The 21,982-nt window shown below is 67.2% G+C and carries 20 protein-coding genes; 5 read left to right on the top strand and 15 right to left on the bottom strand.

Annotated elements, in window-relative coordinates; translation table 11 throughout:
- Positions 1–49: 49 nt before the first annotated feature.
- From cas2 to G495_RS0116140, 11 genes are all read right to left on the bottom strand, one after another.
- Complete coding sequence (cas2, locus tag G495_RS0116190; protein WP_211234152.1) at positions 50–379, bottom strand: CRISPR-associated endonuclease Cas2; 330 nt, start codon at positions 377–379, stop codon at positions 50–52.
- Positions 376–1,278, bottom strand: a complete 903-nt coding sequence (cas1, locus tag G495_RS0116185; protein WP_028588611.1) for a type II CRISPR-associated endonuclease Cas1 — start codon at positions 1,276–1,278, stop codon at positions 376–378. Before cas1 ends, cas2 begins: the two co-directional genes overlap by 4 nt.
- On the bottom strand, positions 1,247–4,408 hold the full coding sequence (cas9, locus tag G495_RS19875; RefSeq protein ID WP_084458410.1) for a type II CRISPR RNA-guided endonuclease Cas9: 3,162 nt from the start codon (positions 4,406–4,408) through the stop codon (positions 1,247–1,249). The genes cas1 and cas9 overlap by 32 nt, the downstream gene beginning before the upstream one ends.
- Before the next feature lie 207 nt (positions 4,409–4,615).
- Positions 4,616–5,284: a DUF47 domain-containing protein gene (locus G495_RS0116175; protein ID WP_028588610.1), complete on the bottom strand. Its 669-nt coding sequence runs from the start codon at positions 5,282–5,284 to the stop codon at positions 4,616–4,618.
- Positions 5,285–5,313: 29 nt separating this feature from the next.
- Positions 5,314–6,549 (bottom strand): inorganic phosphate transporter, encoded by a 1,236-nt coding sequence (locus G495_RS0116170; RefSeq protein WP_028588609.1) that lies wholly within the window; start codon positions 6,547–6,549, stop codon positions 5,314–5,316.
- Positions 6,550–6,789: 240 nt separating this feature from the next.
- Positions 6,790–7,275, bottom strand: coding sequence for an asparaginase domain-containing protein (locus G495_RS0116165; RefSeq protein WP_028588608.1), 486 nt, complete (start codon positions 7,273–7,275; stop codon positions 6,790–6,792).
- A gap of 43 nt (positions 7,276–7,318) precedes the next feature.
- Complete coding sequence (locus tag G495_RS0116160) at positions 7,319–9,190, bottom strand: amino acid ABC transporter permease (RefSeq protein ID WP_028588607.1); 1,872 nt, start codon at positions 9,188–9,190, stop codon at positions 7,319–7,321.
- Positions 9,191–9,281: 91 nt separating this feature from the next.
- A complete protein-coding gene (locus tag G495_RS0116155) occupies positions 9,282–10,109 on the bottom strand; it encodes a transporter substrate-binding domain-containing protein (protein WP_028588606.1) in 828 nt (275 codons plus the stop codon).
- Positions 10,110–10,166: 57 nt separating this feature from the next.
- The gene (locus G495_RS0116150) at positions 10,167–10,895 is read right to left on the bottom strand and encodes an amino acid ABC transporter ATP-binding protein (RefSeq protein ID WP_028588605.1); all 729 of its coding nucleotides are present in this window, start codon (positions 10,893–10,895) and stop codon (positions 10,167–10,169) included.
- Positions 10,896–10,931: 36 nt separating this feature from the next.
- Entirely contained in the window at positions 10,932–12,005 is a 1,074-nt protein-coding gene (locus G495_RS19870; RefSeq protein ID WP_051445491.1) for a threonine aldolase family protein, read from the bottom strand.
- Positions 12,006–12,168: 163 nt separating this feature from the next.
- Complete coding sequence (locus G495_RS0116140) at positions 12,169–12,981, bottom strand: response regulator (protein WP_028588604.1); 813 nt, start codon at positions 12,979–12,981, stop codon at positions 12,169–12,171.
- 205 nt (positions 12,982–13,186) lie between these two features.
- Between G495_RS0116140 and G495_RS0116135 the strand changes: the two genes are divergently transcribed.
- The 3 genes from G495_RS0116135 (at position 13,187) to G495_RS0116125 (ending at position 15,249) form a co-directional block, all read left to right on the top strand.
- Complete coding sequence (locus tag G495_RS0116135; RefSeq protein ID WP_028588603.1) at positions 13,187–13,705, top strand: nitroreductase family protein; 519 nt, start codon at positions 13,187–13,189, stop codon at positions 13,703–13,705.
- A 1-nt stretch (position 13,706) separates the two neighbouring features.
- On the top strand, positions 13,707–14,027 hold the full coding sequence (locus G495_RS0116130) for a putative quinol monooxygenase (protein WP_028588602.1): 321 nt from the start codon (positions 13,707–13,709) through the stop codon (positions 14,025–14,027).
- 85 nt (positions 14,028–14,112) lie between these two features.
- Positions 14,113–15,249 (top strand): NADH:flavin oxidoreductase, encoded by a 1,137-nt coding sequence (locus G495_RS0116125; protein ID WP_028588601.1) that lies wholly within the window; start codon positions 14,113–14,115, stop codon positions 15,247–15,249.
- 167 nt (positions 15,250–15,416) lie between these two features.
- Here the strand turns inward: G495_RS0116125 and pstA are convergent, their stop codons facing one another.
- The 3 genes from pstA to G495_RS0116110 all read right to left on the bottom strand — a co-directional run bounded on the left by pstA (position 15,417) and on the right by G495_RS0116110 (position 18,216).
- Positions 15,417–16,352: a phosphate ABC transporter permease PstA gene (gene pstA / locus G495_RS0116120; RefSeq protein WP_245588473.1), complete on the bottom strand. Its 936-nt coding sequence runs from the start codon at positions 16,350–16,352 to the stop codon at positions 15,417–15,419.
- Positions 16,353–16,371: 19 nt separating this feature from the next.
- On the bottom strand, positions 16,372–17,259 hold the full coding sequence (gene pstC, locus G495_RS0116115; RefSeq protein WP_028588599.1) for a phosphate ABC transporter permease subunit PstC: 888 nt from the start codon (positions 17,257–17,259) through the stop codon (positions 16,372–16,374).
- Positions 17,260–17,403: 144 nt separating this feature from the next.
- On the bottom strand, positions 17,404–18,216 hold the full coding sequence (locus G495_RS0116110) for a PstS family phosphate ABC transporter substrate-binding protein (RefSeq protein WP_028588598.1): 813 nt from the start codon (positions 18,214–18,216) through the stop codon (positions 17,404–17,406).
- A 443-nt stretch (positions 18,217–18,659) separates the two neighbouring features.
- Here G495_RS0116110 and G495_RS0116105 point away from each other — a divergent pair, with 443 nt between their 5' ends.
- Positions 18,660–19,859 carry a PhoH family protein gene (locus G495_RS0116105; protein WP_028588597.1) on the top strand — a complete coding sequence of 400 codons (1,200 nt, stop codon included), beginning with the start codon at positions 18,660–18,662 and terminating at the stop codon, positions 19,857–19,859.
- A 161-nt stretch (positions 19,860–20,020) separates the two neighbouring features.
- Positions 20,021–20,656, top strand: a complete 636-nt coding sequence (locus G495_RS0116100; RefSeq protein WP_028588596.1) for a hypothetical protein — start codon at positions 20,021–20,023, stop codon at positions 20,654–20,656.
- A gap of 88 nt (positions 20,657–20,744) precedes the next feature.
- On the opposite strand, the gene mqnE is transcribed toward G495_RS0116100, so the two are convergent.
- On the bottom strand, positions 20,745–21,800 hold the full coding sequence (mqnE, locus tag G495_RS0116095; RefSeq protein WP_028588595.1) for an aminofutalosine synthase MqnE: 1,056 nt from the start codon (positions 21,798–21,800) through the stop codon (positions 20,745–20,747).
- Between the last annotated feature and the right edge of the window lie 182 nt (positions 21,801–21,982).

The raw sequence follows: 21,982 nt of genomic DNA, 5'->3' as shown, positions 1-21,982 counted from the left end.
CAGCTGGATTTTCTTGGTGGCCGGCTGGTTCATTCCAGGCGCTGGAGCCCTAAAACAGGGTCAGTTGCTCCGGTTTTCCCCGCCTGCTCCTCTCCCGGGAGGAGAAGCTGACGATGTTGCCGTACTGCTTGTCGGTGAACATCAGGATATCCACCTGCCCGCCTGTGGGCAGCAGGGTCTTGATGCGTTTGGTCAGGGCCTGGACCTTCTCCTTGCCGGGACAGAACCGCAGGTAGACGGAGAATTGCGCCCGCTCGAAGCCGAGGTTGAGCAGAGCGCGGCGGAAGGCGTTGGCTTCCTTCCTTTCCTGTGCGGTGAGCACCGGCAGATCGAACATGACCAGCATCCACATGATTCTGTAGCCGCTCAGCACCGTCATGGCGCGTCGGGCCCTGTCAGGCCGCGCGGCAGGGCGAGGGTTTTGCGCTGGCCCATGAGCACATCGGCCAGAGACGCCGCGCATTCCTTGAGGCTTTCGCCGACGGTGCTGATGCCCTTGCCGACCCGGACATCGGCGATGGTGATTTGGGCGAGGGCCCGTTTGGACTCGGGGTTCAGTTCCTCCGGCTGTTTCCGGCCCAATTCGAGCACAAGGAGGTCGGCCAGAGGGCGGTAAGGCTCCATGAGGTCGTCCACCAGGGCCAGGGGGTTGCGCAAGGCGGAGTGGTGCAGGCTGAAGGACGGATGCAGACCCGCCAGCATGACCGCGCGGGCCGTTGCCCCGCGCACAACGCCGTAGGCGTAGTTCAGGAGCGCGTTGGTCCCGGGGGTGTCCCTGTCTCGCCGGAAGGACGGGCCGAAGCAAAGGCGCCAATATACCTTGGCCGCTGCGGCTTCGCGGTTGGTGCTGTCGCCGGAGGCCACCGAACGGGAGAGGGCCTCCAGGTGCCCATGGGCTGCCCCTACGCGCCGGGCTGCCGCAGCCTGCATGCGGATTTTGCATGCGACGAGCTGCTGCCAGAGGCGCTTTTTGAGCGGGGCGGTGGCGTTGGCCTGGGCCTGCATCCGCCGCCCCTGCTCGCCGTGGGCCTGCAGGGGCCAGAAAACGGCTGCGGGGCGTAGCCCCTGGTCGCAAACCACCAGAGGCACGCCCCGCTCCGCCAGCGCGACGAGAAGGCCGTTGCTGTACGTCAGCCCGTGCCCGCAGGCCAGGACGAGCCCCAGGTCGTCCAGCGGGATGCGTCCGAGCAACTCCTTTTTGCAGTAGACGGCAAGAAAGCCGAGCTCCTTGCACAGATGGCGCGAATCACCGCTGACCTCCACCGTTCTCGGGATCATGGCTGGGCAACTCCTTGTAGATCACCTTGCCCGCCGGAGTGATGAAGATCGGACGGGCCTTGGCCTTTCTCAGCGCGTCCGGGCTTCCCTTGTAGATGAATCGGAACGCGTCGTCCTTGTCCCTGTTTCTTGCATCCGTGTTGGCCTCGAAGTGTTCGGCGAAGGCGAGTTGCTTCTCGGAGAGCTTCACAACATAGACAATTTTCCGAATGCCTTCGTGCTCAAGCTCCAGCATGTCCCGGTTGGAGAGCCTGGCGACGAGGTCTCCGCTGGGCTGTTCCGCAGTGTCCTGGCTCTGGCAGGCTTGGAAAGTGGAGACGATTCTTCCCGTCCACTGGCCATCCTGTCCGGCGAAGATTTCATAGTAGGCGTTGCTGTCGCCCTTGAACCATTTGTACGGATGCCCGGCTTTGTCGTTGATGGGGATGAGCGTCAAGGGCTCCAGGATGCGGACTCTTCGGATGCCTTTCTTGCGCGCGTAGTCTTGCAGGCGCTGTTTGAACGTCTTGTCGTCGCAATCGACTAGCGAGTTTAGATGTTCGATAGCCTCTTTTTCCTTCATGCCCCTGATGTGCAGAATGGCCTCGACGCACTCCTGCGGCGACAGGTTGCCCGCAAGAGCAAGAAACCGGGATGCGATGCCGATGCCCTTGATCTTCCGGATGTCGGCGATGGTGGTGAGAGACGAGACCGGCACTTTGTGCTGCGCGATTTGTATGCCCGAATTTTCCTTGTAGAGCCCATAGGCGGTGGCGTTATGCAGGCGCCCGCCGGGGCGGTTGTCCGACTTGTGGGAGACGATGATGCCCCGGCAGGCCTGGATGGTTTCGTCGCGGAACCCTGGCCAGGGCTCGGGAAGAGTGGAGAGAAAGCGCTCCACCCCGGCAAGACGCTCCCGGGCGTGGGTCTGGCCGACGAGTTGCAGTATGCGTCTGTCCGCCACACCGATGAGCACGGCGTCGAAGGCGTGGTGCCGGTGGTCGTCGCGGTTTTTCTTCGGCAGGCCCCAGTGCCTGCCGAGCAGGTTGGTGAGCCGCCCCGGGGTGACCCACACCTGCCGGTGGTCACAGATGGCGGTCATGTACTCCCTGGCGACGGTGGCGATGTACTGCGTGTCCTTCAGTTGGCGTTCCAGGAAGCCTCCCTCGGCATCGAAGCGCTCCATGGCGCCCTCGGCGAAGCGCCAGGTCTTGTTGTCCGGCAGGAAGGCCGCTCTGCCCAGGATACCTTGCCAGTCGTACCCGGGAGGGGAGGCGGCAAAGGCTTGGGCCGGGCTGCGCTCGGCCTTGTAGCGGTTCGCCGCGCGCAGACTGAGGGTTTTGTTTGCCGGGCTGTCGTCGAGGGATGCGGAAAAAGGCAGGATGTGTTCGATTTCCACTTCCGAGGAGAAAAGCCGCTCCATGGAGATGGGCTCGCCGGTGTAGACGCAGCGGCGTGACGCTGCGTCGGGGTGGAGCTCCTCCCAAAGGCGCATGCGGAGCAGGGCGTCCCCCGTGACGGCGATGCCCATTTCGCGGAGCCGGGCCTTGCGCCCTTCGTTGGCCTTTTGGTGCTCGGCCTGGGTGCGCTCCCGTTCCCTGCGGCCTTCTTCGCCTTCCTTGAGCTCCCGGGCGACCTCGACGACAACTTGCGTGGGATGCCCGAGGGTCTTGATGAGCTCGTTGACCACCCGGCGAATCTGGTTGAGGGCGATATGCACGGTGGGGTTGGCGATTCGCCCGAGGCGCTGCTCCTGCCTGTCGGTGTGTTTTCCCGTGCCTTTTGCGATGTGGCGGCGGAGGATTTCGCCGTAGTAGGGCAGCCGTTCCCATATGACGCCATCGCGGAAGTCGGAATGACTCCCGAGTTTCGCTCTTGCGACGGCCTCGGAGTAGGGGATCACGTCCTTTTCCAGTTCCGCCGTTATGGCGCACAGGGCCGTCATCCCGAGTTGGGCGAAGCCCTTGAGGAAGGACAGCGCGCCCACCTGCGTGGCTTGCGCATCGGTCAGCGCCCACCGCGTTGTCAGGATGTCGTGCAGGACGGATTCGTCTTCCTCCGTGAGCAGCAGGGAGACGATTTCATCCTGTTCCTGAAGCGGGAGTGTCCACCAGCTTTTCCCGAAGCATTCCTTCTTTGCAAGGGAGAAGCCGGTGTCATCGCCGGATAGGGCTGTGCGCTTTGCCGATTCGAGGGTGATTTTGTCCTCTGCACTGAGGCCGAGAGTTTTCCTGATCTGCTCGAAGGTGCGCTTCTTGGCACCGAGGAGCGTTTGCAGCACAGCGTCACGCTCCTTCAAGGTGAGGGGCCTTTTCTCAAGGGTCGGAGAGACAATCCGTATATTGTTTGTCTCTTGAAGCATCCTGAAACGCTGGGCCGTTGGCAGAGCCCGGGGGGCACGGTCTTCACCCGGGTTGAATGTGCATCGCCCTGGCTGCACGGGGCGCAGTGGCCTTTGATAAAAGATGGCATCTTCGAGCGTTTGCCGCAGGTCGTCGGTCAGCGAGGGGTAGTGGCAGCGCTGTTTTTCCCAAAGGGCCTGGAATTCTTCCTGGAGAAGGGTCCGCTCGGGATAGAAGGGGTATTGCGTTTTGGGGCTGTCATCTTCCCGACGGATGCGCACCGGCTGACCTTTTTGGGCGAGGGCGAAGAGGTATTCCCCGTAGGTTCTGGCGTTGGCTTCCTGGAGTTGCGCCTTGAGCCTGGCGATGCCCTCTTTGATGGGGCCAGCGTCTTCGCCCGAGTCCGTCCGGCGGTTGCTCTTGAACCCGCGCCGCTGGTTGAGGTGGAAAAGGACGCGCCCGAATTCGTGAAGCTCAAGCGGCTCATCAAGGCCGCGCGCCCTGAGTGCATAAGGGTTCTGTAACTCCAGAGCCTTGCAGGCGGATTGCTCTGAGGGCATGAGTCCATTCTCTTTCAGAAGTTGCAGCAATTCCGTGCGGCGCTTGAGGTACCGGTCTCTGCGCCTGCGGGCACTGCGCGCGATGCGTCTGTCTTCTGCCAGGGAGGCCTTGGTTTTCGCGTCGCGTCCATCGGGGAATATCCTTGAGCCGATAGCCTCAATGCCTTCCGGTTTCAGGGTATCGTCCAGGCGCAAGACACACCAGCCGATGGAATTCGTGCCGACGTCCAGGGAAAGGCGATAGCGCATGGTCACCTCGCAGATATTAGATAATGCTTGCAAGGTGGCTCAAGCCATGCGATAAGTAAAGCACCTTTGTAGCAGAAGGGAAAACGGGGTCTTCGGCAAGTCGTTAACAAGCTGAAGAGCACCAATAAGGCGGGCCGAGGCCCGCCTTCTCTTTGCAGAAGTGCGAGGGCCCGGGTGGGGCCCTCGCACTTTTTGGCGTGGTGCGCCCTAGCGGGCGATCATCGAGCGCAGGATGTCGGCGCAGTTCTCGGTGTTGTGGGCCATGCCGTGCAGTTTTTCCACGAAGTGGATGAGCTGGTAGATGTCCTTGAAGTCCATCTCGGCGTTGTAGATGCGGCTGACCAGGCGGTTCTTCATCTTGAAGATGGCGCTGCGCTTGCGGCGGATGGCCCAGAATTGGTCCTTGGTGCCGCGCCGGTCCAGGTGCTTGGTGTAGATGAGCCCCAGGGTGGCCGACAGCGCCGGGCCGAGCATGTCGGTGATGGTCTTGACCTCTTCGATCAGCTCGATGATGGCCAGCTGGAAGTCGGCGGGGATGTCCACCCGGCGCATGGCCAGCCACTGCATGGCCTCCTGGGCCTCGTCCAGCACGTTGTCCTGGGCCTTGGTGTAGTTGAGGAACAGGGCCTTGTCCACGGGCATGAACAGGCCGCGCGGCAGGTGGTTGCGGATGCGCCGCTTGATGAGGTCGGCCTGGTTCTCGATCTCGTCGATCTGCTCCGCGAGCTCCATGAATTCGCGGCAGGCCCCGCCCGCCACATAGCACTCCATGGACTCCTTGATCAGGGCCACGCAGCCGTTGATCTTCTCGTAGTGCTCCAGCAGCCCGTCCAGGGGCGACTTGTCGGCCAGCATTCCAAAGAAGGGGACGCGCATATGTTCCTCCTGGCGGTCCGGCGGCGTTCCTACAGGAACGTCCAGCGCAGGACCTGAAAGATGACGATGGACGTGAGTGCCGCGATGGGCACCGTGAGCAGCCAATAGACCACTATCTTGCCCAGGACCCCGAAGTCCACAGCCCGGAAACCCCGCGCCAGGCCGACCCCGGTGACCGCGCCCACGGCGGCGTGGGTCGTGGAGACCGGCAGGCCCAGCTTGGAGGCCACCAGCACCGTGGTGGCCGCCGCGAAGTCCACGGCGAAACCGCGGGTGTTGGTCAGGGTGGTGATCTTCTCGCCCACTGTGGCCATGACCTTGTGCCCCAGCACGCAGATGCCCAGGGCGATGCCCAGCCCGCCCAGGCCCAGCAGCCACAGGGGCACGTCGGCCTTGGCCAGCAGCGCACCCTGCTTGGCCAGCACATAGATGGCCGCGATGGGCCCCACGGCGTTGGCCACGTCGTTGGCGCCCTGCGACAGGGCCACGTAGCACGAGGTGAAAATCTGCATCTTGCGGAAGATGGCCTCCACGCCCTCGGCGCTCTCCTCCACCCGCTTGGCCAGCCGCCAGGCCATGCGTGCAGACAGGTACCACACCACCAGCGCCAGCACCGCCACCAGGGCCAGGGACTGGTACCACGCCAGGGCCAGCTGCTCGCCCACCGGGGTCTTGTACAGGAAGGAGAAGCCCACCAGGACCATGGTCAGGGCCATCCAGCGCGGGCCCCAGGTGCGGGCGCTTTCGATGAAATGGGTGGCCATGAATATCTTGCGCCGGATCTGCGTGAAGATGAGAAAGCCGACCAGGGCGGCGAAGAACGGCGAGACGAACCACGAGGCCACCACCCCGCCCAGCTTGCTCCACTGGACCACCGAGGGGCCCCCGGCCACGATGCCGAAACCCAGGATGGCCCCGACGATGGAGTGCGTGCTGGACACGGGCAGGCCGGTGAGCGTGGCGATGAGCACCCACAGGGCGGCGGCCAGCAGCGCCGAGAACATGCCGATGAGGATGAGCTGCGGGTCGGAGATGCCTGCGGGGTTGATGATGCCCTTGCTCACCGTGGCCGTGACGTGGGAGCCCAGGAACACGGCGCCCACGAAGTTCAGGATGCCCGCGATGAACACGGCCTGCTTGACCGTGATGGCGCGCGCGCCCACGGCCGAGGCCATGGAGTTGGCCACGTCGTTGGCCCCCAGGTTGAAGGCCATGAGGAACCCTGCGGCCAGGGAGAGGAGGAAGAACAGGTCGTAGAGGTCCATGCACCTTCCTTGGGCTTCCGTATCCGGGTCTGTGGGGAGCCGCCTGCCCGGACCCCCGGGCGGCGGCGCTGCGGGGGGCTTTATTACAGTTGTGTTACGGGAGTGTGACAAACGCCGGGGCGAGTCATAGCGCACTCTCGGGGAAAAGGATAGCGCCAGGGAAAAGCCGCCCCGGGCGGCGGTTTCTGGGCGCTGCGGAAATGTGTCGGGCGGATGGCGGGGCCGGGCGGGGGCGGCGACCTAGCGCAGGGGCTCGAACTCGCCGCGCTCGCGGTTCTTGCGCACGTTGTCCCAGGTGAAGACCTTGCCGTTCATGGTGATGTAGACCCCGGGGGGCAGCAGCTGCACCGCGCTGAAGGCGCAGCCCAGGTTGAACAGCGCGTCGGAGTGGACAAAGGAGTAGGGCACCATGGCGCCCACCAGGACCACCGTGCGCCCCGTGCCCGCGGCGCCGATGATCCGGGCGGTCTCGGGCATGGTGTCCGTGCCGTGGGTGATGACGACCTTGTCCTCGGGCGCGGCCAGCACGCGCGACAGGATCAGCTCGCGGTCCTGGTCCTGCATGAACAGGCTGTCCTTGAGCATCACGGTCTCGATGGCCACGTCGGCCCGGCACTTGGCCTGGACCAGGATGTCGGCCAGGTGCGTCTTGGTGAAGACCAGCTCGCCGTTCAGCTGGTTGTATTCCTTGTCCAGCGTGCCGCCGGTGACGAGGATGCGGATCATGGCATGGCTCCGGGGCGGGCTGCGCGCGGGCGGCCCGGCGCGCCTACATGTGCAGGCTCTGGCGTTCGGGCGACAGGCGCAGCTCCAGGCGCCGGGCGTATGTGCTCATGGCGTAGCAGCACACGAAGTAGAGGAACGCCGCCGTGGTGTACATTTCGATGGGGTAGATCATCAGCCGGTTGTTCAGGACCATGGTCACGTTGGTCAGCTCCATGACGCCGAGCACGTAGGCCAGGGAGGTGTCCTTGAAGATGGCGATGAACTGGCCGACGATGGGCGGGATCATCTGCTTGAGGGCCTGGGGCAGGATGATGTGGCGCATGACCCGGTAGTAGGACAGGCCCGTGGAGAACGCCGCCTCGAACTGCCCGGGCGGGATGTTCTGCACGCCCGCGCGCACGATCTCGGCCAGGTAGGCCCCGGTGAACACGGTCAGCGCGATGGTCGCGCTCCAGAAGACGTGCAGGAAGGTGCCCGTGAGCACGGGGATGAAGAAGTAGACCCAGAAGATGACCATGATCAGCGGGTTGCCGCGGATGATTTCGATGTACAGCGTGCTGGGCACGCGCAGCAGGAGGTTGCTTGACGTGCGGCCCAGGCCCGCCAGCAGGCCCAGGGGGAAGCTGGCGGTGATGGCGATGACGGCCATGAGGATGGCCATGGCCAGCCCGCCGGTGCCGCCCATGATCTCGCTGGGGTCGTCGGTGGGCAGCCGCCAGATGAGCATGGTCCGGAAGTTGTCGGCGATGACGGCCCAGTTGAAGTTCCACAGGCCGCGGGCCGCGCTGTAGAGCACGAAGGCCAGGGCGGCCAGGAAGGCGGCCTTGGCCGCCAGCACCAGGAGGCCCCAGGTGCGGGCGGCGGCGCTGTTGAGCGCGGCGCGCGCCGGGGAGTAGGTCATGCCGCGGGCGGCGCGGCGGTGCGCGGCGGCGCGCTCCAGCAGGCGGCGCGCGGGGCGGGTCGCCAGCTCGCAGCCCGCGCACAGCGGGTCCACCACGCGGCGCAGCAGGCGCTCGCCCGGGGTGCAGGTCGTCTGCCCCACGCGCAGCTTGACGTTCACCGCGTTGAGCACGGCGGAGATGACCAGCGACAGGGTCAGGTACAGGGCCGAGGCGGCGGTGGCGGCCTCGAAGCCCCGGAAGGTCATGGACTCCACCTGCTGCGAACTCCAGGCCAGCTCGGCCACGCCCACGAACATGGCCAGGGAGGAGTTCTTCATGTTGTTCAAGAATTCGCTGCCCAGGGGCGGGATGATGGCCCGGAAAGCCACGGGCAGGATGATTTTGCGCAGCACCTGGGGGTAGGTCAGGCCGCTGGAATAGGCGGCTTCGAGCAGGCCCTTGGGGATGGACTGCAACCCGGCGCGGATGACCTCGGCCATGAACGCCCCGGTGTAGGCCGACAGGCCGATGACGGCGGTCATGAACTCGAAGCCGAAGTGCATGTCCGCCAGCCACGCGGGCAGCATCCATTCCAGCCACGTGGGCAGGAAGGTCGCAAAGGTGACCTGGAAGCCGAACACGACCTCGCGCGCGCCCTCGGGCAGGGCCATGGGGAAGGCGAAATACCAGAACAGCAGCTGTACCAGCAGCGGCGTGTTGCGGAAGAATTCGACGTAGGCCGTGGACAGCCAGAACACGGGGCGGAACTGCGACACGCGCCCCAGGCCGAAGCAGATGCCCAGCCCCAGGGCCGCCACGGCGCTGACCAGGGAGATGACCACCGTCCAGCACACGCCCATGAGCAGGAGCAGGCCGTAGTGCTCGCCATAGGTCTTGTTGACGGTGAACAGCACGCTCCAGTCGAAGGTGTAGCCGAAGTCGAAGACCCAGCCCCAGTAGTAGACGGCGCTGGCCAGCAGCGTCAGCAGCAGCCCGAGCTGGACCCAGCGTTTTTCAAGCAGCAGTCGTGTCATTCTTTTTTCGCGGCAAGTGGTCCTTGAAACATGCATGAGCCCGGGGCTGGCCCGGGCTCATGCGTTGCATTGTCACTTCACGGGATGGACCCTACGGCCACATCTCGATCTGCTCGGTCATGGGGAAGGCGTACGGCGTGTCGGGGCCGTACCACTTGTTGTAGATCTGCATGTAGGTGCCGTCGGCCCACATGTCCTGGATGGCGAAGTTCACGGCGTCGCGCAGCTTGGAATCGTCCTCGGGCAGGCCCATGCCGTAGGGCTCGTTGGAGAAGAAGTCGCCCACCAGCTCGAACTGGCCGGGGTCCTGGGCGGCGTAGCCGAGCAGGATGGTGGAGTCGGTGGTCCAGGCGGCCACGCGGCCCATCTTCAGGGCCTGGTAGCACTCGGACTCCTTCTGGAAGGAGATGACGTTCTTGTCGGCGTCGGCGTCGCCCAGCTCCTTGAGCAGGTTCTTGATGTTGATCTCGGAGGTCGTGCCCTGCATGGTGGCGATCTTCTTGCCGACGAAGTCCTCCCACTTGGTGAACTGGCCCTTCTTGGCGAGCAGCTTCTGGCCGTCGAAGAAGTAGGTGATGGAGAAGTCGATGGACTTGTCGCGCTCACGCTTGTGGGTCATGTTGGCGATGGACACGTCGATGCGGCCCTGCTGCACGAAGGCGATGCGGGTCTTGTTGTTCACCGCGACGCGCTCCAGGGTGCAGCCCAGGCGCTTGGCCAGCTCCTCGGCCATGTCCACGTCCATGCCGACCCACTCCTTCTTGTCGTTGTAGAAGGCGCCGGGGATGGAGTCGGTCATCAGGCCCACGCGCAGGACCTTGGTCTTCTCGATGTTGTCCCAGGCAGGGCCGGCCAGGGCGGCGCTGGCGGTCATCAGGGCGGCCAGGCAGGCCAGGGCGACGATCTTCGACAGTTTCATGGTCTTCTCCTCGCAGTGCAGACGTTGGTGTGACGGTACGCTATCCAAGTCCCACCCCTAGTGGGTGAGGATCTTGCTCAGGAAGTCCTTGGTGCGCTCGTTCTGGGCGTTGGTGAAGAACTCGTGGGGCGTGTTCTCCTCGATGAGGCAGCCGCCGTCCATGAACACGATGCGGTCGGCGACCTCGCGGGCGAAGCCCATCTCGTGGGTCACGCAGACCATGGTCATGCCCTCGCGGGCCAGGGTCTTCATCACGTCCAGCACCTCGTTGATCATCTCCGGGTCCAGGGCGCTGGTGGGCTCGTCGAAGAGCATGATGCGCGGGCGCATGGCCAGCCCGCGCGCGATGGCCACGCGCTGCTGCTGGCCGCCCGAGAGCTGGCAGGGGTATTTGTGGGCCTGGTCGGGGATGTTGACCTTGGCCAGCAGGTTCATGCCCAGCTCCTCGGCCTCGCGCCGCCCCATGCCGCGCACGAGGATGGGCGCCAGGGTGATGTTGTCCAAGACGCTCATGTGCGGGTAGAGGTTGAACTGCTGGAACACGAAGCCGATCTCGGCGCGCAGCATGGTCAGATTGGTCTTGGGGTCGGCCAGGCTGTGGCCGTCCACGACGATCTCGCCCTTCTGGATGGGCTCCAGGCGGTTGATGCAGCGGATGAGCGTGCTCTTGCCCGAGCCGCTAGGCCCGCAGACCACCACCACCTCGCCCTCGGCGATGTCCAGGGTGATGTCCTGGAGCACGTGCATGTCGCCGTACCATTTGTTGACGTGGCGGAACTGGATCAAAGTCTTCTCCGGTGGCTGGTTTTCTCGGGGTGTGCCCTACGTAGCAGAGTCGCGCCCGCCGGGCAAGGCGGCCTCGCCCGGGGCCAGCAGGGCCCGGGAGAGGGCGGCCAGGAAGGCGTCCACGTCGGCGGGGGTGGTGTCGAAGGAGGCCACCCAGCGCGCCTCGCAGGTCGGCTCGTCCCAGATGTAGAAAAAATGGTGCTCCAGCAGGGCGCGGGCCGCCGCAGGGGGGATGCGCGCGAACACGGCGTTGGTCTGCACCGGGCGGGCGATCTCCACCCCGGGCAGGGCCGCCGCGCCATCGGCCAGGCGCCGGGCCATGGCGTTGGCGTTTTGCGCGTTGGCCAGCCACAGGCCGTCTTCCAGCAGGGCGGCGTACTGCGCGGCGACAAAGCGCATCTTGCTGTGCAACTGCATGGACTGCTTGCGGATGTAGGGGAAGGCCCGGGTGCGCCCGGGGTCGGCGAAGACCACGGCCTCGCCGAACATCAGCCCGTTTTTCGTGCCGCCGAAGGAGAGCACGTCCACCCCCGCATCGAAGCTGGCCTCGCGCAGGGAGCAGCCCAGGGCCGCGGCGGCGTTGGCCAGCCGGGCGCCGTCCATGTGCACGGCCAGGCCGTGGGCGTGGGCCCGGTCGGCCACGGCGCGGATTTCGTCCGGGGTGTAGACGGTGCCCAGCTCCGTGGCCTGGGTCAGGGACACGGCCCCGGGCTGGGAGTGGTGCTGGAAGCCCAGGCAGTGCAGGTGGCGGTCGATGGCCTCGGGGCCGATGCGCCCGTCCTGGCCGGGCTCGGCGTAGAGCTTGGCTCCGGTGAAGCGCTCGGGCGCGCCGCATTCGTCCACGTTGATGTGCGCGCTGGCGCAGCAGATCACGGCCTGCCAGGGCTGGACCAGGGCCGCCAGGGCCGCGGCGTTGGCCCCGGTGCCGTTGTAGACGAAAAAGACGCGCGCCCCGGGCCCGAAGGCCTCGGCGAACAGCGCCTCGGCCCGGCGGGTGTGCGGGTCGTCGCCGTAGGCCACGCAGTGCCCCGCGTTGGCCTGGGCCAGGGCCTGCATGACCCTGGGGTGGACCCCGGAATTGTTGTCGCTGGCAAAACTTGCGTGTGTCATGAAGAGCCCCGGCAGTGGCGGCGGGCATCAGCGCCCCTGGCCGCAAAGCCGGGCTTGTAATCCGAAAAGCCGGTCAGGTAAAGCCGCAATCGGCCCGGGGGGCCGGATTTGGCGGCTCGCGGGGCGGGGCGCGCCGTGGCGCGGGGCCGGGCCGGAGCCCGGCTCAGTTCCCGGCGGCCTGCTGCTCGTGGCACTCCGTCAGCTCGCAGACGATCTCCACCAGCTCCACGGTCTGGTTCACGCGCCAGGAGAATTCCTCGGCGGCGAAGGGCTTGTGCAGGAAGTCGTTGGCCCCGTGCTTGAGGAACTTGGCCGTCATGGCCGACTCGCCCGCGCCGGAGATGCCCACGATGGCCAGCTGCTGCTTCTTGTAGCGGCGGCGGACCTCGCTGGTCAGCTCGTAGCCGTCCATTTCGGGCATCTCGTAGTCGGTGACGATGAGTTTGATGTCGGGGTGGGCGTCCAGCACCTCCAGGGCCCGGCGGCCATTCTCGGCCTCCAGTACCTGGTAGTTCTGGATTTCCAGCAGGTTGCGCACGGTGCCCCGGGCAGTGCGCGAGTCGTCCACCACCAGGGCCTTGATGAACTGGTTCTTGAACAGGCGCTCGATCTTGCTCTCCACGTCGTCGAGCACGACGATGCTCTCCTTGAGCACGTAGTCGGCCACGTTGCGCGCCAAAAGCGCGTCGCGCACCTCGTCCTTGAAGGTGGCGGTGAGCACGATGACCGCCAGCCCGTGGCCCTGCACCAGGTCCACGGCCTCGCCGTAGGGGGCGTCGGGCAGGTTGAGGTCCACCACGGCGGCGAAGATCTCGTCGCGCATGGTGTCCAGCACGCGGGCGGCCTCCTGCAGGGAGTCGGCACTCACGGTGCGGAAGGTGGTCATGGCTTCGAGGTGGCGGCAGATGATCTTGGCCTGGACGTGGCTGTCCTCGACCACGAGGATCTTCTGGGCTTTGGGTTCGGTTTCGCTCATGCGGCGCTCCGGCTGCGGCGTTGACGTTGGGCGGGGGCTGCCCGGCAGGGCGGCTGCGGTCGCACCCGTCCAGATGGGCAGTATGGCAGAAAAGAGCCCCCGAGGAAAGGGGCCAATGCCAGGGGTTGCGCCCGGGGGCGGGCCGGGGCATTGTGGCCTTTGCGGCGCGGGGCTCCGCGCAGACCGTCAGCACCAGGAGAACGCCATGGACATCTTCGAGGCCATTCATACCCGGCGCAGCGTGCGCTCCTTCGAGCCCGCGCCCGTTGCCGAGGAGCACATCCGGACCCTGCTGGAGGCGGCCATGGCCGCGCCCAGCGCGGGCAACGCCCAGCCCTGGGAGTTCGTGGTCGTCACCGACCGCGCCCTGCTGGACGCCGTGCCCGCCATCCACCCCTACGCGGCCATGTGCCGCCAGGCGCCGCTGGCCATCCTGGTCTGCGGCGACACCGGGCGCGAGAAATACCCGGGCTTCTGGGTCCAGGACTGCGCGGCGGCGGTGCAGAACCTGCTGCTGGCCGCGCGCGGCCTGGGCCTGGGCGCGGTGTGGACGGGCATCCACCCCGTGGCCGAGCGCGAGGAGGCCTTCCGCCGGATGTTCGGGCTGCCCGCCTCTGTGGTGCCCCTGGCCCTTGTGCCCGTGGGCCACACCACCCAGCCCCAGGGCCGCAAGGAGCGCTTCGACGCGGCCCGCGTGCGCCGCAACCGCTGGGAGGGCCGCTAGCATGGGCGCCGCCAGGGATGTCGTCACCGTCACCGCGCGCCTCACCGCGCGCCCCGGCCAGCAGGGCGCCCTGCGCGAGGCCCTGCGCCCGCTCATCGCGGCCACCCGCGCCGAGCCCGGCTGCCTGCGCTACGACCTGCTGGTGGCCGGGGGCGACCCTTGCGCCTTTTTGCTGCTCGAAGCCTGGGCTTCGGCCCAGGCCCTTGCCGAACATCAGAAAAGCCCGCATATTGCGGCCTTCCGCGCGCTGGCCGGGCCCCTGCTGGCGGACTCGGTGGTGGAGACCTTCACCGACGTGGACGTGGCCGGGCGTCAGGCGTAGCCGGGCCTCGCCGGGCGCACCCGGGCGGAACCGGATGCGCCCGGGCGCGGCGGGCGCCCCAACCCCAACCAGAGGACAAGCACCCATGCCTGGACCTTTCGATCCCGCCGCCATCGGCGGGTTGCAACTGCGGAACCGATTCGTGCGCTCGGCCACCTGGGAGGGCATGGCTGGCGAAGGCGGCGAGGCCACGCCCCGGCTGGCCGCCCTGCTGCGGACCCTGGCCCGGGGCGGGGTGGGCCTGGTCATCCCCGGCCACGCCTACGTGCGCCCCGAGGGCCAGGCCGGGCCCTGGCAGCTGGGCATCCACGACGACGCCCTGGTCCCCGGGCTGGCCACCCTGGCGGCGGCCATCCACGAGGGCGGCGCGGCGGCCTGCTGCCAGCTGGCCCACGCCGGGCTGCGCGCCCGGCGCGAGCTCACGGGCCTGGACCCCGTGGGCCCCTCGCGCTTCGACGCCTCCGGGCGCGACCGGCTCTGCCGCGCCCTGGAGACGGACGAGCTGGGCGCCCTGGCCCAGGCCTTCGGCGCCGCAGCCCGCCGGGCGCGCGAGGCCGGGTTCGACGCGGTGCAGATCCACGCCGCCCACGGCTTTCTGCTCTCGCAGTTCCTCTCCGCCCAGTTCAACCGCCGCGAGGACGGCTACGGCGGCCCCCTGGAGAACCGCTCGCGGCTGCTCCTGGAGGTCTACGCCGCCGTGCGCGCCGCCGTGGGGCCGGACTTTCCGGTGCTGGTGAAGATCAACTCCAACGACTACCTGGTGGCCAACAAGACCGCGTTCCACGACCAGGACATGCTCGCCGTGTGCGCGGCCCTGGCCGGGGCCGGGCTGGACGCCGTGGAGCTTTCGGGCGGCACGCAGGACTCGGGCAAGTACGCCCCGGTGCGCATGGGCACCATCCGCGAGGACCGCGAGGGCTACTACCGCCTGCCCGCCAAATGGTTCAAGGAGCGCCTGGACCTGCCGCTGATCCTCACCGGGGGCGTCCGCTCCCTGCCCAAGGTCCGCGAGTTCCTGGGCAGCGGCATCTGCGACTTCATCGGCCTGAGCAGGCCGCTCATCTGCGAGCCCGCCCTGGTGCGTCGCTGGAGCGAGGGCGACGAGGGCCCGTCGCTGTGCAAATCCGAGAACATGTGCCTCAAGGCCGCCCGGGCGGGAGAAGGCCTGTTCTGCAAGCTGCGCCAGGTGCAGCGCAAGGGCGCCAAAGCCGCCGGGGCCTGACCGGGCGCCCGGCGGAATTCCGCCTGCCGGGCCCGCTCGGCGCAACGCCGCCGCCGCCGTCCCCTTGCCGGGGGCGGCGGCGTGCGTTTTGGCGGGCGGTGGCCCGGCCCGGCCTCCGGGGCGGGCCGCCCGGGAGAAGGGCGGCCCGCTGTCGGAGGCGGAGCGCGCTACAGCTTCTTCTGAAGCCGGGCGCGAAGCCAGATGGCTACGAGGTTCATGCCCAGGACCAGGGCGATGAGCACCAGCGCCGTGCCGTATTGCAGGGGGCGGGTCTGCTCGATGTCGGTCCCGGCGGTGGCCAGCACGTAGATGTGGTACGGCAGGGCCATGACGTCGCTGAAGATGGAGTCGGGCATCTTGGGCGTGAAGAACACGGCAGCGGTGAACATGATCGCCGCCGTCTCGCCCGCCGCGCGCGACAGCCCGAGGATGGAGCCGGTGAGCATGCCGGGCAGGGCGGCGGGCAGCACCACGCGCGAGATGGTCTGCCACTTGGTGGCCCCCAGGCCCAGGGAGGCCTCGCGGTAGGTGTCGGGCACGCTGCGCAGGGCTTCCTCGGCGGTGCCGATGATCACCGGCAGCACCAGCACGCCCAGGGTCAGCACGCCCGCCAGGATGGACACCCCAAGGCCCATGAAGGTCACGAAGAAGGCCAGGCCGAACAGGCCGAAGACCACCGAGGGCACGCCCGCCAGGTTGTTGATGCCCAGGCGGATGACGCGCACCAGCTTGGGGTTGGTGGCGTATTCGTTCAGGTAGATGGCCGAGGCCACCCCCAGGGGGAAGGACACGATCATGGACCCGAAGGCCAGGATGGCCGTGCCCACGATGCAGGGCCAGATGCCGCCCTGGGTCATGGAGTTGCGCGGGACCTCGGTCAGGAACTCCCAGGAGATGGCGGGCAGGCCGTTGTAGGCCAGGAACGCGCAGATCACGGCCAGGGCCAGGCCGTTGACCACGGCGGCCCCGCGAAACAGGGTGAACCAGGTCTTTTCCGTCAGGCCCCGGTAGCCCAGGCCGCCCCGCCGGGCGGCGCGCTCCTGGGTCGCGCTGGGCGCGGGGGCGAGGGTGGTGCTCATGGTGGTCTCTCCGGTGGTGGACATGCGGCACTCCTGCGGCGGCCTAGAGGGTCGCGGCGCCGACCTGCTTGTGCTTGTTGGCGATGGTGTCGGCGACGATGTTGAAGGCCATGGTGAACAGGAACAGCACGATGCCCGTGGCGAACAGGGCGTAGTAATGGTCGCCCCGGAAGGGGGCCTCGGCCATTTCCGCCGCGATGCTCGCGGGCATGGGCCGCACCGGGGAGAACAGCGAGCCGGGCACCATGGCCGCGCCGCCCGCGACCATGAGCACGACCATGGTCTCGCCGATGGCGCGCGACATGCCCAGGATCACGGCGGTGCTGATGCCCGACAGGCTGGCCGGGAGGATGACCCGCTGGATGGTCTCCCAGTGGGTGGCGCCCAGGGCCAGGGAGGCCTCCTTGAGCTCCTTGGGCACGCTGAAGATGGCGTCCTCGGAGATAGAGCAGATGGTCGGCACGGACATGAAGGCCAGCATCACCGCGGCGTTGAACAGGTTCAGGCCCGTGGGGATGTCGAACACGTCCTGCAAAAAGGGCGCGAAGAGCACCATGCCGAAGAAGCCGATGACCACCGAGGGCAGCGCCGCCAGCAGCTCCACCACCGGCTTGACGTAGCCGCGCACCCGGGGCCGGGCGATCTCGGCCAGGTAGATGGCCGTCATCACGCCCAGGGGGATGGCCAGGGCCGACGAGGCCACCGTGACCAGCACCGAGCCGACGAGCAGCGGGAAGATGCCGAAGTCCGGCGGGTCGGACGTGGGGTACCACTCGTGGCCGAACAGGAACTTGAGCGGCGGGTACTCGTGGAAGATGGGCAGGCCTTCCATGAACAGGAAGACCATGATCAGGGCCAGGACGAGGATGGACGTGGAGGCGGTGAGCAGAAACGTCCTCCGGATCACCTTTTCCTTGAGCTTTCGATCCATCATTGGCTGTGTTCTCCGCTGGGTGGTGTGCCCGGGCTCCGCTCCGACACGGGGCCTGGGGACGATTTTCCCCCCGCCGGCATGGGCCGGCGGGGGGTGTGTCGCCGGGGGCTTCTCCCTCCCCCGGCGGCGGGTCGCCCTGGTCTAGTACAGCGGCACGAAGCCGGCGTCCTTGGCGTGGGCCTGGCCGTACTTGGGATGCAGCATGTACATCACGAAGGAGGCCAGCTCGCCCTCGGGCCAGCCGTTGGTGAACAGGAACAGGAAGCGGGAGACCGGGTACTTGCCGGAGGAGGCGGTCTCGGGGTTGCCCTCGATGCCGTTGACCTTCACGCCCTTGAGGGAGGCGTCCAGGTAGCCGTAGCCCACGTAGCCGATGGCGTACTTGTTCTTGGACACGGCCTGGGCCACGGCGCCGTTGGAGGCCTGCAGCAGGGCCCCGGCGAACACGCGCTCCTTGTTCAGGATCTTCTCGTCCCAGGTCTCGTAGGTGCCCGAGGAGGTGTCACGCGAGATGACCACGATCTGCTTGTCCTCGCCGCCCAGGTCCTTCCAGTTGGTGGTCTTGCCGGTGTAGATGTCGCGCAGCTGCTCGATGGTCAGGTCGCCCACCGGGTTCTCGGGGTGCACCACGGGCACCAGGGCGTCGATGGCGACGGCGAAGGGCACGGGGTAGACGCCCTTTTCCATGGCCAGGGCCACTTCCTTGTCCTTCATGAAGCGGGAGGCCATGCACAGGTCGGTGGTGCCGTCGATGATGGCCTTGATGCCGTTGCCCGAGCCGCCGCCGGACACGGACAGGGTGGTCTCGGGGTGGGCTTTCATGTAGGCCTCCACGGCCTTCTGCATGATGGGCAGCACGGTGGTGGAGCCGGAAACGCCGATCTGGGCGGCCCAGGCGCTGGCCGAGAAGGCCACGACCATGAAGGCGGCGAGAAGCAGGTTCTTGATGCGCATGTGATCCTCCAAACAAATGGGTTTTGTGGGCACAGTCGGGTCGGCTGCCCTCGGCAACCGATGCGAGAGGTTTAGGCGCGCGATGTTACAGGGGAGTTACGGGGGGGCAGAGAATGTGTGACAGGATTGTGCGGTTATATCTATCTGGAATAAAAGATATATTTTGATTTGCCCCTCTCGGGCGCCGGGCCTGGTCCGGCCGGGGCGGGGTGCTTTCGCCACGGCACGCGTTTGCCGGGGCCGGGCCGGGCGGCGGGCCGGATTGCGGCGGCTGTGGCCGTCCGGTGACGTTTCTAAAACATTTCTAGAAGGAGTTTACACAGGGTGGCGATTGCACTAGCCTGGGCTCAAACCTGGGCCGATTCTCCCCCGGGATGCTCCAGGCTGGAGCCGTTGAAGGAGGCGACACTGAGGAACCTCAGCCATAAGGATAGCCCCCGGCAATGCACCAAGCCCCGAAGAACTACATTGTCGATACCAACGTCCTGATCGAGAATCCGTACAGCATCCTGAGCCTTCGTAACGGCAACGAAAACAACATCTACATTCCCTACCACGTTCTCATCGAGCTGAACTCGCTCAAGACGAACCCCCGCCTGCGGCATATCGTGGCCAAGGTCATCGACGTGCTGCTGGAAAACCGCGACCACATCCAGTTCATCCGCAACGGCGCAAGCGTCTCCCATTTCACCGAAGAGGTGGTGGACAACTTCATCCTGCGCGAGATCAAGGACAGCCCCGAGATTCCCGACCCCATCCTGGTGACCAACGACCGCATCCTGCAACTGCAAGCCGGGATGCTGGATATCGCCAGCGAGGAATTCAAGGATTCCAAGCCGTTCGAGTCCGAGTCCCAGCTCTACACCGGCTTTTGCGACAACGGCGACAAGCCCCTGCCCAACAGCTTCCGCTGGGTGGAGGGCAAGCCCGTCATGTCCGCGCCCTCGGGCGAGCGGGCCATCACCTGGCAGCACACGCCCTGGAACGTCAAACCCCGCTCGGTGTACCAGAACCTGGCCCTGGAACTGATCATGGACGACGCCATCGACCTGGTGTCCGTGCAGAGCGAGGCCGGGTTCGGCAAGACCTACCTGGCCCTGGCCGCCGCCCTGTACCTGACCCTGGAGAAGCGCCGTTTCGAGAAGATCTTCGTGCTCAAGCCGACCATCGAGCTGGGGGCCAAGCTCGGCTTCCTGCCCGGGGCCATCGAGGAGAAGATGGAGCCCTACGTGCGCTACATCATGGACCTCGTGCTCAAGCTGCACGCCCAGCGCCCGGCCAACAAGATCTTCGCCGACCCCGAGGCCCACGTGCCGCGCTACAACACCAAGCGCTTCGAGATCCTGCCCCTGGCCTTCATCCGTGGCATGAACATCGAAAACGCCATCGTCATCGTGGACGAATGCCAGAACCTGTCGCGGGCCGAAGTCCGCGCCCTGCTCACGCGCATGGGCGAGGGCGTGAAGTGCCTGTGCCTGGGCGACACCAGCCAGGTGGACAACCCCTACCTCAGCGAATCCAACAATGGCCTGAACTGGATCGTGCGCAAATTCAAGGGCTTCGACAACTACGCGCACATCGTGCTCAAGGGCGACCGCTCGCGCGGGCCCATCACCGACCTGGTGCTGCGCTCCAAGCTGTAGCGCCGCGTCCGGGGCGCCCAGGCCTCTGCCGCGCGGGCCGCGCCGGGAAAATCCGGTGCGGCCCGCCGCGTTTTCCGGCCTCGCCGCGCCGCGCCGCGTCGCGCAACGCGGCACCGAACTTGCTTGCCCCGCAGGGTGGGAAAATTGTGCAGGAGGCAGGCATGGACATCGAACTTTCCGCCACCCTGGGCCCGGGCCTGCTCCAGGACCGCGCAGCCTTTGCGGCGCGCGGCCCCGGGAGTGCGGCCTTCCCCGATCCGGCGACCTTGGAGGACTCCTGCCCGGCCCTGCCCGAGGGCGTGACCTCCGGCGCGGCCAGCTTCGAGGACGCCAACGCCGCGCGGGCGGCCCTGGAGCGCGAAGCCCGGCTCCAGACCATCCGCGACTACATCGAAACCTGCGGCGCCCCCGAGGAAAAGGACCAGACCGGCTCGCCGGACGAAACCTTTTGGGACTACCTGCAACGCCAGGAGGACCCCAAGACCCGCCAGGGCCTGCCCCTTTTGGCCAACCAGACCTGGGGCATGGCCATCCAGGACCCTGACGACCAGGGCAGCGTGCACGTCTTCACGGTCAAGACCGATAAACGGGGCAAGGCTAAGATTACCCGGCACATGGAGTTCGACTCCGGCGACGGCCAGGACCGCTCCAAGCTCACCCGCCGCCGCGCCGAGGACGCCACGGCCCCCGGCGACAGCCCGGAGCAGCCCGGCGCCCAGGCTGCGGCCCCCGCCGCCCAGTCCGCCGCCGCTCGCAGCGAAACCCGCGCCCGGCGCGCCGACGACCGCCAGTGCTGAACCCCGCCCGCAACGCGCGAGGCCGGGCGCCGGGGTTTTCCCCGGCGCCCGGCCTCGCATTTTCTGCCGCGCTGCCCCCCCGCGCGCCCTACACGGCCTCGAAGAACGTGTCGCGCTCCACGGGCGTGAAGCCCGCCTGCTCGATGGCCTCGCGCAGCCCGGCCACGGTCAGGCCCTTGGGGCTGGTGGCGCCCGCCGCGTGGCCGACCTTCTCCTCGACGAGCGTGCCGTCGAAGTCGTCGGCCCCGGCGGCCAGGGCCAGCTGCGCGGGCTTGATGCCCGAAAAGGCCCAGTACGCCTTGATGTGCGCCACGTTGTCCAGGAAAAGCCGCGACAGGGCGATCATCTTCAGGTAGTCCAGCCCGTCGGTGCCCGGGGCGCCCAACTCGTTGTTGCCCGGCTGGTATTGCAGCGGGATGAAACACAAAAAACCGCCCGTGCGGTCCTGGAGATCGCGCAAGGCCGCCAGGTGCTCCACGCGGTCGGCCCAGGTTTCCACATGGCCGAACAGCAGGGTGCAGTTGGTGCGCAGGCCCATGCCGTGGGCCAGCTCGTGGATTTCCAGCCAGTCCTTGCCGGGCAGCTTCTCGGGGCACAGCCGCTGGCGCAGGGCCGGGGAAAAGACCTCCGCCCCGCCGCCGGGCAGGGCGTCCAGCCCCGCCGCGCGCAGCTCCTCCAGCACCCGGGCCCGCGTGCGCCCGTAGCGCTCGGCCAGATAGGCCACCTCCACCGCCGTGAAGGCCTTGACCCGCAACCCCGGGCGCGCGGCCTTCACCCGCGCCACCAGATCCAGATAATACTCGTACGGCAGGTCGGGGTTCAGCCCGCCCACGATATGCACCTCGCGGATGGGCTCGCCCGCGCGCGCCGCCACCAGCGCCGCCGCCTGCTCCGGGGTGTGCGTGTAGGCCCCCGCATCACCCGCGCGCTTGGAAAACGCGCAGAACCGGCAGGCGTTGGCGCAGACGTTGGTGTAGTTCAGATGCTGGTTGTAGACGTAATAGGCCCTGCGCCCGTGGCGCGCCGCGCGCGCCGCGCCGCCCAGCTCGCCCAGGGTGTGCACGTCGCACCCCAGGGCCAGCTCCAGGGCCTGGGCCGCGTCCAGGCGCGCCCCACCGCGCACCGCCTCGATAATCTGCTGCATGACGTTCCTCGGCATTCGAAAAGGACCCCCGGCGGCCTCACCGCCCGGGCGCGCCCACCATACGGACCGCCCGGGGCGGAGTAAAGGGCCGGGCGCACGGGGGGGGGCGGGGTGCGAGGGAATGGGCGGGGGAGGGGAAAACCCCCTTTTCTTGAGGAGAAAAGGGGGTTTTCCCCTCCCCC

The sequence above is a fragment of the Desulfocurvus vexinensis DSM 17965 genome (genome assembly GCF_000519125.1).
In the GTDB taxonomy this organism is placed as follows: Bacteria; Desulfobacterota; Desulfovibrionia; order Desulfovibrionales; family Desulfovibrionaceae; genus Desulfocurvus; species Desulfocurvus vexinensis.
This window is presented reverse-complemented; position numbering and strand designations above follow the sequence as displayed.